This is a genomic window from Rhizobium sp. SVR5-9E (assembly GCF_056755095.1).
In genome coordinates, this window is the sequence record NZ_JBNDHS010000001.1 from 224,143 (window position 1) to 237,897 (window position 13,755).

The 13,755-nt window shown below is 62.2% G+C and carries 12 protein-coding genes; 11 read left to right on the plus strand and 1 reads right to left on the minus strand.

The annotated features are described in order from the left end of the window. The 11 genes from ACPYOJ_RS01020 (at position 1) to ACPYOJ_RS01070 (ending at position 12,651) form a co-directional block, all read left to right on the plus strand. On the plus strand, positions 1–921 hold the full coding sequence (locus ACPYOJ_RS01020; RefSeq protein WP_481414572.1) for an ABC transporter permease: 921 nt from the start codon (positions 1–3) through the stop codon (positions 919–921). A gap of 31 nt (positions 922–952) precedes the next feature. Next, entirely contained in the window at positions 953–2,587 is a 1,635-nt protein-coding gene (locus ACPYOJ_RS01025) for an ABC transporter substrate-binding protein (RefSeq protein ID WP_481414573.1), read from the plus strand. A 68-nt stretch (positions 2,588–2,655) separates the two neighbouring features. Next, a complete protein-coding gene (locus ACPYOJ_RS01030) occupies positions 2,656–3,600 on the plus strand; it encodes an acetamidase/formamidase family protein (RefSeq protein WP_481414574.1) in 945 nt (314 codons plus the stop codon). Beyond that, the gene (locus tag ACPYOJ_RS01035; protein ID WP_481414575.1) at positions 3,597–5,288 is read left to right on the plus strand and encodes an ABC transporter ATP-binding protein; all 1,692 of its coding nucleotides are present in this window, start codon (positions 3,597–3,599) and stop codon (positions 5,286–5,288) included. Before ACPYOJ_RS01030 ends, ACPYOJ_RS01035 begins: the two co-directional genes overlap by 4 nt. Before the next feature lie 157 nt (positions 5,289–5,445). Next, on the plus strand, positions 5,446–6,927 hold the full coding sequence (locus ACPYOJ_RS01040; protein ID WP_481414631.1) for an FAD/NAD(P)-binding protein: 1,482 nt from the start codon (positions 5,446–5,448) through the stop codon (positions 6,925–6,927). A 232-nt stretch (positions 6,928–7,159) separates the two neighbouring features. Further along, the gene (locus ACPYOJ_RS01045; RefSeq protein WP_481414576.1) at positions 7,160–8,653 is read left to right on the plus strand and encodes a DegQ family serine endoprotease; all 1,494 of its coding nucleotides are present in this window, start codon (positions 7,160–7,162) and stop codon (positions 8,651–8,653) included. A 175-nt stretch (positions 8,654–8,828) separates the two neighbouring features. Continuing rightward, entirely contained in the window at positions 8,829–9,503 is a 675-nt protein-coding gene (locus tag ACPYOJ_RS01050) for an amino acid ABC transporter permease (RefSeq protein ID WP_481414577.1), read from the plus strand. Beyond that, the gene (locus tag ACPYOJ_RS01055; protein ID WP_481414578.1) at positions 9,503–10,174 is read left to right on the plus strand and encodes an amino acid ABC transporter permease; all 672 of its coding nucleotides are present in this window, start codon (positions 9,503–9,505) and stop codon (positions 10,172–10,174) included. The genes ACPYOJ_RS01050 and ACPYOJ_RS01055 overlap by 1 nt, the downstream gene beginning before the upstream one ends. Before the next feature lies 1 nt (position 10,175). Then, positions 10,176–10,910 carry an amino acid ABC transporter ATP-binding protein gene (locus ACPYOJ_RS01060; protein ID WP_168829828.1) on the plus strand — a complete coding sequence of 245 codons (735 nt, stop codon included), beginning with the start codon at positions 10,176–10,178 and terminating at the stop codon, positions 10,908–10,910. A gap of 9 nt (positions 10,911–10,919) precedes the next feature. Continuing rightward, positions 10,920–11,837: a glycosylasparaginase gene (locus tag ACPYOJ_RS01065; RefSeq protein ID WP_168829827.1), complete on the plus strand. Its 918-nt coding sequence runs from the start codon at positions 10,920–10,922 to the stop codon at positions 11,835–11,837. Between the two features lie 22 nt (positions 11,838–11,859). After that, a complete protein-coding gene (locus ACPYOJ_RS01070) occupies positions 11,860–12,651 on the plus strand; it encodes a transporter substrate-binding domain-containing protein (RefSeq protein ID WP_481414579.1) in 792 nt (263 codons plus the stop codon). Positions 12,652–12,684: 33 nt separating this feature from the next. On the opposite strand, the gene ACPYOJ_RS01075 is transcribed toward ACPYOJ_RS01070, so the two are convergent. Continuing rightward, positions 12,685–13,686, minus strand: coding sequence for a LacI family DNA-binding transcriptional regulator (locus tag ACPYOJ_RS01075; protein WP_481414580.1), 1,002 nt, complete (start codon positions 13,684–13,686; stop codon positions 12,685–12,687). Positions 13,687–13,755 lie beyond the last annotated feature (69 nt).

Here is a 13,755-nt window from a genome sequence, read left to right on the forward strand (position 1 = left end):
ATGGCGTTCCTGATGCTTCGCCGGCTGGTGCAGGCCGTTCTCATTCTTCTTGGCGTCGCCGTCATCACCTTCCTGCTGCTCTACGCGCTGCCGGCCGATCCCGCCGTGCTGATCGCGGGCCGCAGTGCGACGCCGCAGACGGTCGCAGCCATCCGCCATGAACTGGGCCTCGACCAGCCGCTCGTCGTCCAGTTCCTCCACTATCTCGGCGGGCTCATCAACGGCGATCTCGGGCGCTCCTATACACAGAAGACCGCGGTACTGCCGTTGATCGTCGCGCGCCTGCCCGCCACGCTCATCCTGATGGCGGCCGGCATTCTCGTCGAAGTTGCGCTCGGTCTTACCTTCGGCGTCATCGCCGCAGTCAAGCGAGGCGGCTTTGTCGACCGCACGGTGATGATGCTGTCCTTCGTCGGCGTCTCGTCGCCGCAGTTCGTCGTCGCCCTGCTCCTGCTCTACGTCTTTGCCGCCACGCTCGGCTGGTTCCCGATGTCGGGCTTCGGTACGGTCAACCATGTCGTCCTGCCGGCCGTGACCCTCGGCGTTCTCGGCGCCGGCTGGTACGCCCGCATGGTGCGCTCCGCCATGATCGACGTTCTCAATCAGGACTATGTCCGCACCGCCCGTGCGAAAGGCCTTTCCTCGCGGCGCATTCTCTTCCGGCACGCGCTGCCGAATGCCATCCTGCCGATCATCGCCATGATCGGCATCGATATCGGCCAGTTCATGAGCGGCGTGGTGGTGGTGGAAGCCGTCTATGGCTGGCCGGGCATCGGTCAGCTCGCCTGGCAAGCCATCCAGCAGGTCGACGTGCCGATCATCATGGGCGTGACGCTGGTCTCGGCGCTGGCGATCGTGCTCGGCAACCTGCTTGCCGACGTCGTCGCGCCCTTCATCGATCCGCGCATCCGCGCGCAATAACCGAGCAAAAAACCAACAGAGGAGTTCCCTGATGAAAAAGACATTCCTACGCCAGGCGGCATTCGCCGCAATGCTCGCCACGACCGCGCTGGCGCCGGCCGTCTCGGCCCACGCCGCCGAAACCCCGGCCAAAGGCGGCAACATCGTCGTCACCTACAAGGACGATATCGCCACGCTCGATCCCGCGATCGGCTACGACTGGCAGAACTGGTCGATGATCAACGCCATGTTCTCCCGCCTGGTCGACTACACGCCGGGCACCACCGAGCTGAAGCCGTCGCTCGCCGAGAGCTATGAGGTCAGCTCGGACGGCAAGACCTACACCTTCAAGCTCCACAAGGGCGTCAAGTTCACCAACGGCCGCGAGCTCACCGCCGCCGACGTCAAGTATTCCATCGAGCGCGCCGTCAATCCGAAGACGCAAGGCCCCGGCGCCGGCTTCTTCCATTCGATCGTCGGCGCAGATGCCATGACATCAGGCAAGGCCGAGACGATGGAAGGCATCGTGGTCGTCGACGACCACACGATCCAGTTCAACCTCGTCCAGCCGGACGCGACCTTCCTCAACGTGCTTGCGCTCAATTTCTCCTCCGTCGTGCCTAAGGAAGCGGTCGAAGCGGCTGGCGGCGATTTCGGCAAGAAGCCGGTCGGTTCCGGCGCCTTCATCCTGAAGGACTGGACGGTCGGCCAGAGTCTCACCTTCGAGCGCAATCCGGACTACTTCATCAAGGAGCGTCCACTGATCGACGGCTACAAGGTCGAGATCGGCCAGGAGCCGCTGGTAGCGTTGCTGCGCCTGCAGAAGGGTGAAGTCGATATCGCCGGCGACGGCATCCCGCCGGCAAAGTTCCTGGAAATGAAGAAGTCTCCGGAATTCGCGGGCATGATCGTCGACCGCCAGCAGATGCAGACGGGCTATGTGACGCTCAATACGCAGGTCAAGCCGCTCGACGACGCCCGCGTCCGTCAGGCCGTCAACATGGCGATCAACAAGGACCGCATCGTCCGCATCATCAACGGCCGTGCGGAACCCGCGAGCCAGGTTCTGCCGCCGCTGATGCCGGGCTACGACAAGGACTACAAGGGCTATCCCTTCGATCAGGCCGGGGCGAAAAAGCTGCTCGCCGAGGCCGGCCTCAAGGACGGCTTCAGCACCACGCTCTACACCTCCAACACGGATCCGCAGCCGCGTATCGCCCAAGCGATCCAGCAGGATCTGGCCGCGATCGGCGTCAAGGTCGAGATCAAGGCGCTCGCCAACCCGAACGTGATCGCCGCCGGCGGCACCAAGGGCGAGGCGCCGATGATCTGGTCGGGCGGCATGGGCTGGATTGCCGACTTCCCGGATCCTTCCGACTTCTACGGACCGATCCTTGCCTGCGGCAGCGCCGTGCCCGGCGGCTGGAACTGGTCGTGGTACTGCAACCAGGACATGGAAAAGCGCGCTCAGGCCGCGGACGCCATGCCGCTGCCGGCCAAGGAGAAGGAGCGCCTGGAAACCTGGAGCAAGATCTTCACGGAGATCCAGGAAAAGGACGCACCGTGGATCCCGGTCTTCAACGAGCGCCGCGTCGTCGCCAAGTCGAAGCGCATGGGCGGCCCGGACGAGATCTACATCGATCCGACCCGCGTCATCGACTACGAGGCGATCTACGTGAACCAATAGGTCCTCAAAAGGATCGAACCCTCTCCCGGTACGCCGGGAGAGGGCCATGAATCTAGGGAGACACAAGCATGTGCATCGTCTGCACCCACACCATTCACCGCGCCCAGCATAATTTCGGCTGGAACAAGGATTTCGCGCCCGCCGTCGTTGCCAAGCCAGGCGAGACGATCCACTTCGAGTGCCTCGATTCCTCGGGCGGCCAGCTCGGTCGCGACGCGACGCTCGACACGCTGAACAATCTCGATTTCGGCAAGATCAACCCAGTTTCTGGCCCAGTCTATGTCGAGGGCGCCAAGCCCGGCGATGCGCTGAAGGTGACGCTGCGCAAATTCATCCCGTCGGGGACTGGCTGGACGGCCAATATCCCGGGCTTCGGCCTGCTTGCCGACCAGTTCAAGGACCCGGCATTGCATGTATGGTCCTACGATGCCAACAGCATGGTTCCTGCCCTCTACGGCCCGGGCGGCCGTGTGCCGCTGAAGCCGTTCGCCGGCACGATCGGCGTTGCACCTGCCGAACCCGGCACCCATTCCGTCGTGCCTCCGCGTCGCGTCGGCGGCAACATGGATATTCGCGACCTGACTGCCGGTGTCACGCTCTACCTGCCCGTAGAGGTCGAAGGCGCTCTGTTCTCGATCGGCGACACGCACGCAGCCCAGGGCGACGGCGAAGTCTGCGGCACCGCGATCGAAAGCCAGATGAACGTCGAGGCGACGATCGAACTCGTCAAGGATGCCAAGCTCCAGACGCCGCGCTTCACGACAACCGAGCCCGTCAGCCGCCATCTCGACGGCGCCGGCTACGAGGTGACGACCGGCATCGGTCCGGACCTGATGACCGGCGCCCGCGAAAGCGTCATGCGCATGATCGACCTGCTCGGCGCCGAGCATGGCCTGAGCGCGGTCGATGCATATCTGCTCTGCTCTGTCTGCGGCGATCTCCGCATCAGCGAAATCGTCGATCAGCCGAACTGGGTGGTCTCCTTCTACTTCCCGAGGATCGTATTCGCTTGACCTTGTCCTCCATTGCCGCGCCCGTTCTTTCCGTACGCAATCTCAGCGTCGATGCCCTGACGCCGGAGGGTCTGAAACCGGTCCTTCGGGATGTCGGTTTCGATCTTGCAAGCGGCGAGACGCTCTGCATCGCGGGAGAATCCGGCTCCGGCAAATCGGTGACTTCGCTCGCCGTCATGGGGCTGCTGCCGAAGACGTCGCTGCGCGTCACATCCGGCAATATCCTGCTCGGTGAACGCGATCTTCTGAAGCTCTCCAATCGCACGATGCGCAGCGTGCGCGGCGGCGATGTCGCCATGGTGTTTCAGGAACCGATGACGTCGCTGAACCCGGTGATGTCGGTCGGCGCGCAACTGACCGAGGCGATCCGCGAGCATCAGGGCAGCGGCAATGCCGAAGCGGTGGCGTTGCAGATGCTCGACGCCGTGCAGATCACCGACCCGGCCCGGCGGCTGAAGCAGTTTCCGCATGAGCTTTCCGGCGGCATGCGCCAACGCGTGATGATCGCCATGGCGCTCTCCTGCCGGCCCAAAGTGCTGATCGCCGATGAGCCGACAACGGCACTCGACGTCACGGTTCAGGCCCAGATCCTGAAGCTGATGCGCGAGTTGAAGGTCGAGTTCGGCACCTCGATCATCCTGATCACGCACGACATGGGCGTGGTCGCCGAGATGGCCGACCGCGTCGCCATCATGCAGCAAGGCCGGATCGTCGAGGAAGGCCCCTCGCTTGCGATCTTCAACTGGCCGAAGGAAGACTATACCAAGCAGTTGCTGGCCGCCGTACCGCGGCTCGGAGCCCTGGCGGGAACGGATGGTCCGCCGCGGGTGACTGAGCGCAAGATCGAGCCGGAGCGCACCGATCGCTCGCCAGTCATAAACGTGCGTGGGCTGAATGTGAGTTACGGCAGCCCTGTCGGCCGTTTCTTCAAGGGCAAAGCGCCGGTTCAGGCCGTGCATGACGTCTCGTTCGATATCCTGCCCGGACAAACGCTCGGGCTCGTCGGCGAAAGCGGTTCGGGCAAGTCGACGACTGGCAAGGCGGTGCTTGGGCTCATTCCCTTCACCGGCGATGTCCAGATCCACGGGCAGGACATTGCCGGTCTTGGCCAGCGAGCGATGCGCCCGGTACGCCGCTCGGCTCAAATGATCTTTCAGGATCCTTACGCTTCGCTCGACAGCCGCATGGCGGTGGGGGCAGCGATCGCCGAGCCCATGGTGATCCACGGCATCGGCAGCAAGAGCGAGCGACGGGATCGCGTCGCCGAGCTGCTTCGCCGGGTCGGGCTGACGCCCGATGCCGCGACCCGCTACCCGCACGAATTCTCCGGCGGTCAGCGCCAGCGCATCTGCATTGCCCGCGCTCTTGCGGTCGGGCCGAAGCTGATCGTCGCCGACGAGAGCGTTGCCGCACTCGACGTTTCGGTGCGTGCACGCGTTCTCGATCTGATGCTGGAACTGCAGGAAACGATGGGGCTCGCCTATCTCTTCATCTCCCATGACATGGCCGTGGTCGAGCGCATGTCGCACCACGTCGCGGTGATGCGCGACGGCCAGATCGTCGAGACAGGGACGCGACGGGAGATCTTCGAAAACCCGAAGGACGACTATACGCGGACCTTGATCGCCGCAGTGCCGATTCCTGATCCTGAAGTCTACCAAAGAAGAGCGCGGGGCACCGTCGCCTGACCGGCGATGCCGCGGAGCTCAGCTTCGTGGCGACCGCTGGACTGCAGCCGCTTGCACAATTCCATAAATTTCATAGATTATTCTCTGCGGCTTCGTGCAGAAGCTGGCTGTGCCTTGTCTTCAAGATCTGCGCAAGAACTCGGTTGGACCGGCAGCGGTGACGAAAAACGAGACGGATGCATTGGCAGGGCCGGTCGTCGCCATCATTGGCGGTGGCGTTTCCGGCGCGGGCGTCGCTTACCATCTGGCAAAGGCAACGGCGGCCAAACCGCCGCGGATCATCGTCTTCGAACCGCGTGCCGAGATTGGCCGCGGGCTTGCTTATGACACCGAAGACCCCGCCCACCGCATCAACGTGCCTGCGGCACGCATGAGCTTGCTTCCCGATCAGCCGGAAGACTTCCTCGAATGGGTGGTGGATAAGGATAGGGTCGCGGACGATCCGGAAGCGCTGTGGCCGAATGGCAATCTCTTCCCGCAGCGCCGTCTGTTTGGCGCTTACGCGGTTGCGAAACTGCGCCCCCTCCTCGAAGGCGGTGCGGTCGAGCATAGGAAGGCGCGGGTCACAAAAGTATCCTCGAGCCCCGAAGGCTGGCTGATAACCGACGAGAATGATGATGAAACACGAGCCGATTTTCTCGTGATCGCCGCGACCCATCCCGCGCCGTCGGCACCGCGCAGCCTTTCGGCGGCATTGGCCGATCATCCGCGCTTCGTTGCGGATTCGACGCGGCACGGCTCCCTGGATGTCATTCGCCCCGACGATCGCGTCCTCATCGTCGGCAATGGATTGACCTCCGCTGACATCGTCGCATCAATGACGCGCGGAGGCCATCGCGGGCCGATTATCTCGATTTCGCGCCGCGGACTTCGTTCGCGCGGCCATCCGCCCTCCCGCCAAGACCCCTTTGGCGATTTTCTTTCCGACCCGTCGGCAAGCGCTGCCGCTCTTCTCCGGAAGGTTCGCGAGACGATCAGGCAAGCTGTCGAAGCCGGGGCAAGCTGGCATGCGGTCATCGACCAGGTGCGCAGCAACGGCCATGAAATCTGGCGCAATCTGCCGGTCGCGGAACGCTGCCGCATCGTTCGCCATTTGCGGCCCTACTGGGATGTCCATCGTTTCCGGATCGCGCCGCAGGTCGAGGAAGTTCTCGACCGTGCCATTGCAGAAGGAAGGCTTCAGGTTCTCGCCGCTTCCGTCGCTGACGCGACGGTCAATGGCGGTGGCATTGATGTGGTTCTTCGCAAAAGAAACGGCCAGCGCGTGGAGAAATGCTTCGACGCAGTGGTCGTGACAACGGGCCCCGCTCATGGCGGCATACTCGAAAGCCAGCGATGGCTGCATGAGCTCAACGAAGCCGGACATCTACAGCTCGACCCGACCGGCCTCGGCATCGCCTGCAACGAAATCTCTGAGGCAATTGGAACCGGCGACCAACCCAACCCGACACTGATCATTTCAGGCCCGCTTGCGCGCGGCACGTTTGGCGAACTCATGGGTTTGCCGCAGGTGACGGAACACGCTGCCTTCGTTGCTGCGCAGCTCGCCGGTAAGCTTGATGCCGCCGTTTCAGGGACGGAAATCGTCCAACCAGAAGCTGTGGAATCTGCTTTCCGTCCAAGTATTAAATCTTTGTAATGCTTAAATTTTTGCAATGAATCTGTAATGAACATTTAATTTGTAAATACGGCCCCAGCGGAGCATATGACTCTTAAGCGATAGTTCTTCCGCTTGACAGTATTCGCCGTCACACGCTGACGGTTTCATTCAGAAGACGAAAGAATTGACGCCAGTTTCGCCCGACGGCCGGGTTCCCCGACACGGAACCGTGACGCCGCCATGCATTGATTTCGCAAGGGACCTTTCCACCATGTCAATGATCATCTCCAAGCATCGCGCCGCAGCTCTGGTCGGCGCCGCCCTGATTGCCGGCACGGCCGTCGTGCCTTTTGCCATCGACGCCTCAAGTGCCGTAGCCGCACCTGCCGGGGTCAACGGCACGGTTGCATCGGGCACCTCCTTCGCACCGGTTGTCGACGCCGACAAACCTGCAGTCGTTACCGTCACCACGACGATGAAGACCACGGATGTCAGCAGCGAGCAGTCACCGATGGAGGAGCAATTCCGCCAGTTCTTCGAACAGCAGGGCATTCCGCTTCCGAAGCAGGCTCCGCAGCATCAGCAAGGTGAGCGCGCCATGGCGCTTGGCTCCGGCTTCATCATCAGCCCGGACGGGGTCATCGTTACCAATAACCACGTCATCGACAACGCCATCGACATCAAAGTGACCTTGGATGACGGCACGGAACTCCCTGCCAAGCTGGTCGGCACCGATCCCAAATCCGATATCGCCGTTTTGAAGATCCAGGCATCGAAGCCGCTGCCGACGGTTGCCTGGGGCGATTCCGACAAGCTGAAACTTGGCGACGAGATTTTGGCCATCGGCAACCCCTTCGGTATCGGCACGACCGTGACGGCGGGCATCGTCTCGGCCCGAGGCCGCGACCTGCACAGCGGCCCCTATGACGATTTCATTCAGATCGATGCGCCGATCAATCACGGCAATTCCGGCGGCCCGCTGGTCGACCGTGACGGTAACGTCGTCGGCATCAACACGGCAATCTATTCGCCGAATGGCGGCAGTGTCGGCGTCGGTTTCGCGATACCATCGAACGAAGCAAAGGCGATCGCTGCCAAGCTTCAGAAGAACGGCTCCATCGAGCATGGTTATCTCGGCGTTCAAATCCAAGAGGTAACACGCGATGTTGCTGACGCTCTCGGTCTCAGCGCTCCCCAGGGCGCGCTGGTCGCCGCAGTCACCGGCGACACCCCCGCGGCCCGTGCGGGTCTCAGGACCGGTGATGTCATCACGGCTGTCGGCGGCGGAAGCGTGAAGAGCCCGAGGGACCTCTCGCGCCTGGTTGCCGACATGGCACCGGGCAACAAGGAAACGCTGACGGTCTGGCGCGATGGCAGCAGCACAGAACTCAATGTCACTATCGGCGGCAGCGACACCGGCGACAAGCAGGCGGCGGCTGAACAGAGCGACGGCAAGCAGGAAGGTAGCCCGCGCCTCGGCATGGCACTTTCCAACCTGACGCCAGATATCCGGGACGAACTGAACCTGCCGAGAAGCGCGAAGGGCGCTGTCGTCACCGGCGTGAACCAGGACGCAGCGGCCGCCGCCGCGGGTATTCAGACAGGCGACGTGATCGTCTCGGTGAACGACCAGCCCATAGCCAATGCAAGCGATGTGAAGAAAGCCGTTGCCAATGCCGAAAACTCGGGCCGCAAGTCGGTGCTCCTGCTTGTCGAACGCGATGGCAACAAAATCTTCGTAGCCGTGCCGTTCTCGGCGGCCTGACCTTCAAACTCACCAAATGTAGCGCGCCTCGCATCCCCGGATGCGGGGCGTCATCGTTTCAGCATCGGCTGTTCCGCCCGACCACGAATCCCTTCGTGAAGGTCCTTGCGCCCGAACTTGACAAGCTCCCCGTCAGCAAACAAGATGAAACCGGTTTCAATCCTGCACGGGAGGAATGGTGCGGCTCGACCTTTCGATCCTCTTGCCTCACCTGGGCTTTCTCGGTCAAGGTGCGCTGCTGACCGCCGAGGCCTGTTCACTGGCGCTGATCGGCAGCGTGCTTATGGGCGCCTTCGTCGCGCTCGCCCGTACGTCGTCTTCGAATGCGCTGCGCAAGGTCGCCTTCGTCTATGTCGATATCTTCCGCAACGTACCGTTCATCGTTCAGCTTTTCTTCTTCTATTACGGACTACCGGAGATAGGGATCTACATTGATGCCTTCACAACGGGCGTCATCGCATTGTCGATCGCCGGCGGCGCCTACGCATCCGACGTTATCCGCGCCGGCATTCTAGCGATCGATCAGGGCATTATCGAAGCGGCTGAAGTGAGCGGCCTGTCGCGGCGGGTGATCTTCACCCGCATCGTGCTTCCGATCGCTTTGAGGACCTCGGTTCGCCCGCTTGGTTCGGTACTCATAAACCTAGTCCTCACCTCCTCTATCCTCTCAACGATCACGCTCAACGAACTCACCGGCTCGGCGCAGATCGTCGTTTCGCAGACCTACCGGCCATTTGAAGTCTATGTCGTGCTGCTTGTTGTCTATGCGGCGCTGACCTATCTCGTCTCGCTCGCCGTCGCCCTCCTGCACCGGCGCCTCAATCGCGACATGATGGAGGACGTGGCCTGATGCGCTTTACGGATTTCACATCCTACGATCTCGTCCTGCTGGCACAGGGGCTCGGCGTCAGCCTCGCTCTTTTCCTCGGCACGTCGCTGATCGGCCTGGTCATCGGCCTCATCTGGGCGGTAATCCGCTTCTACAAGGTGCCGGTCCTGACGCCGATCGTCACCTTCTTTTCCGAGCTTCTGAAGAACTCGCCGGTGCTCGTGCAGCTATTCCTCGTTTTCTTCGGCCTGCCGGGCCTGCTGCACATCCGCGTCGCGCCGGTGACCGCCGCGACCATCACGCTTTCGGCCAATACCGCTGCCTTCGTCTATGTCATCGCCGTCTCGGCGATCGAATCCATCGGCCGCGAGCAGATCGAGGCCGCACGCGTCTTCGGACTTACTCGCTGGCAGGTGCTTCGGTATGTCGTCGCACCGCAGGCCGCGGCCTTTGCGATCGGCCCGCTGGTGGCGCTGCTTGTCAATCAGCTGCAGGTGACGTCGCTGATTTCCGTCATCGGCGTCGTCGATCTCACCAAGATCGGCAACATCCTCAACATGCGAACCTTGAAGCCTTTCATCGTCTGGACGGCTGTCGGCCTGCTTTATTACACCGCTGCCAAGCTGGTCGCGCTTCTCGGCACGTGTTTCGAAAACCGCCTGAGGGCCTACAGCGCCTGGAGAGGGCTCTGACATGCTCAATGTAGAAAACGTCCGGAAAGCCTTCGGCCATGCCACCGTTCTCGACGGTGTCGATCTGACGATCCAGCCCGGCGAGGTAGTGTCGATTCTCGGTTCGTCCGGGTCCGGCAAATCAACGCTGATCCGCTGCATCAACGGACTGGAAAAGCTCAACGGCGGGCGGATCACGGTTGACGAGTTCGACGTCGGCAAACCGAAAGAGTTGGCGGAAGCCCGCAAGCGCTCCGCGACCGTCTTTCAGCTTTTCAATCTCTATCCGCACATGACGGTGCTCGGCAACATCACGCTTGCGCCGATCGAGGTTCTGAAAAGGTCCCGCGGCGAAGCGGAAGCGGAAGCACGTGCCCTGTTGCAGTCCGTCGGCCTTGGCGACCGCGCCGATGCCTATCCGGCCCAGCTTTCCGGCGGTCAGCGCCAGCGCGTCGGCATCTGCCGGGCCCTTGCCATGCAACCGCGCTATCTGCTTCTTGACGAAGTGACGAGCGCGCTTGACCCGGAAATGACGGCGGAGGTGCTGGCGATCCTGGCAAAACTCGCCGAGCAAGGCACGACGATGCTTTTCGTGACCCATGAGATCGAGTTTGCGCGCCATATCTCGGATCGGATCGTCTTCCTCGACAAGGGCAAGCTGCTGGTCGATCTGCCGACCGAAGAATTCTTCGCCGCCGACGGCGGCATGGCGCAGCCCCGCGTTGCCCAGTTCCTTTCCAAGATGCGCAAAGATTAGAGGTTTTTCATGCTGCTTGTGGCCAATAAAGAAGCCTGGCCTGGTTTTCCGACGTCCGTGCAGATGCTGCGCGAGGGGGCCAATAGTCTCGACGCCCTGGTTGCCGGCATCAGCAAGGTCGAGAGCGAAGTGAAGGTTCGCAGCGTCGGTTACGGCGGCTGGCCGAATATGATCGGGAATATGGAACTCGACGCCGCCGTCATGGACGGCAATACCCGCGAGGTCGGCTCGGTTGGTGCCGTGCCGAATACGCTTCCGGTCGCCGCCCTTGCCCATGAAGTGATGAAACGCCTGCCGCATGTGATGCTGACCGGAGATGGCGCCCGGCGTTTTGCGAGTGAAATCGGTTTCGCGGAAGACAACGTCCTCTTCGAAGACAGCAAGCGCGTCTGGTGGGAACGGCTGGAAAAGGAGCTTTCGCCGGAGGACCTGGCAAAATTCCCGGACATCCCGCTGGCGCCGCTGAGCCGCGCGATCACCGATCCCGAACGGGTGCGCGACACGACCGTCTTCCTCTCGGCCGACCCACAGCGCGGCATCCATGCGGCGACCTCGACATCCGGCTGGGCGTGGAAATATCCCGGCCGCTTGGGCGATTCACCCATCCCCGGCGCCGGCTTCTACGCCGACAGCCGCTATGGGGCCGCCGCCTGCACCCATACCGGCGAAATGACGATGCGCTGTTCGACCTCGCGCACGATCGTCCTGGCGCTCAAACTTGGCTATTCGCTCTCCGATGCGATCAAACTTGCGGTCGAAGAGCTCAAGGAACTTGACTCTGGCTTCCTGGCAGGCGTCGTTATTCACGCGGTCGACGCCAAGGGGAACCATGAGGTGGTGAATTTCAGATGCGAGGGCGAGATCCGCTACTGGCTCTGGGAGGATTCAATGTCCGAACCGGAATTGCGGACAGCGAAATCGGCGTAATCAACAAAAGAGGGAATCGAACATGAAACGCATACTCACTGCTCTTGCAGCACTCGCCGTCGTCGCCGGCTCGGCGCTGCCGTCGGTCGCCGGCATGCTGGACGACATCCGTTCACGCGGCACCGTGCGCATTGGCGTCTCGCTCGGCGGCGAGCCGATCGGCTTCCGCGATGCGCAGAACAATCCAGTCGGCTACGACGTCGACGTCGCGACGCGGCTTGCCGAAAAGATCGGCGTTCCCGTCGAGTTCGTTGATGTTTCCGGCGATGCCCGTATTTCGATGCTCGTTTCCGGCCAGATCGATGTCGCCGTTGCGAATACGTCGGCAACGCTCGAGCGGGCCACGACTGTTAATTTCACGATCCCCTACAACCGCGCCGGGCTCCGCGTCATCGTGCAGAAGGATGCGGGCATCAAGGAACTGAAGGACCTGGCTGGCAAGGCGGTCGTCGTCGGCCGCGGCACCACGGGTGAAACCTTCCTGAAGGCCGCCGTGCCGGAAGCCCAGTTGGTCTATGTCGACCAGTTTGCGCCGGATGGCGTCTTGCAGTTGCAGCAGAAACGCGTTGTTGCGGCGATCGAAGATTCCTCGCTGCTCGACTATCTCGCAACGAAGAACCCGTCGCTGGTCACGCTGCCCGGCCTCTATTCCAACGATCCGATCGGCATTGCCGTCGCCAAGGGCGACCCGGAGTTCGTCCGGTGGCTCGATATGTTCGTCTCCGACTACATTCAATCGGGCGCTTACGAAGCCAACTACAAGAAATGGTGGGGTGCGGAATCCAACCCGCCGGCTCTGAACCCGCAGTGGTAAAACCCAAGGCCGCCTTCGGGCGGCCTTTTCCGTTCAAGACGTGGCGCGGAGCACGAAACGCGTCGGAACGGTGATCGGCGGCTGACCCGGCTCGAAACCTTCGGGGTTTGCGATGAAGGCGACGATATGCCGGACGTAATCCGACTTGTCGTAGCCGATGGAAGAGATCGGGTAGGCGTCGAAATCCGTCAGTGACAGGTTGTCGAAACCGTACAGCCTGAAGCGTGGCGGTCTATCTCCCGGAAAGTCGGAACGGCAGACGTCGAGAATACCCATGGCCATGGCGTCGGACGTACAGAAGATCGCGTCCGGACAATCGTCGCCCGTCAGGATCGACGCGGCAGCATGGCCGCTGGCGTAGGAATAGTCACCCTGGACCGTTCGCACCAGCTCGATCCGATGTTTTGCAAAAGCCTGGCGATAAAGACCGATGCGCGCGTGCTCTACCGGTGAAGAGGCGCGGCCCGTGACGAGCCCGGCAGTCTTCACACGCTTCCGCGCCGCGTCGGCCACAGCGTCCTCGATGCCGATCGCTTCGTCCGGCATCACCACCGGGGCCAGCTGGTCGTGCAGGCCATTCAGCATGACGACCAGATCTGACCGGAACATGCGCCTGACGGTTGCAGCATCGGCGAAGTCCGAAAACACCAGTGCGGCATCGACGTGATAGGCGACGCCGTTGCGCAAGAATTCCTCGACGCGCGCAACGGAGCCGATGCGGATGAGGATGACCTGCTTGCCGATCGCCTGGATCTGGTCGATCAGCCGGTCGAAAAGGTCGAGGTCAGAAAGATCGTGGATATGATTGACGACGACCGCGACGAGATTGACCGTCTTGGTCGTCAGGCTCCGGGCCAGCAGATTGGGCTTGTAGCCGAGGGCCGTCGCAGCCTCGATCACCCGCTCGCGCTTCTCGTCGGAAACCGGCCGCGGCTCGGCGGAAAGAGCACGGCTTGCAACCGCGCGCGAAACACCCGCAACGCGCGCAACATCTGCGATCGTCGGCGCGGCGTCGCGGCTCGTCGATGACTTCATTTCTGCAGTTCCAACCTTTTTCCGGTGTGATATCGCAAGCTCAACGACCTTGGCTAGCTGGCCCCCGCC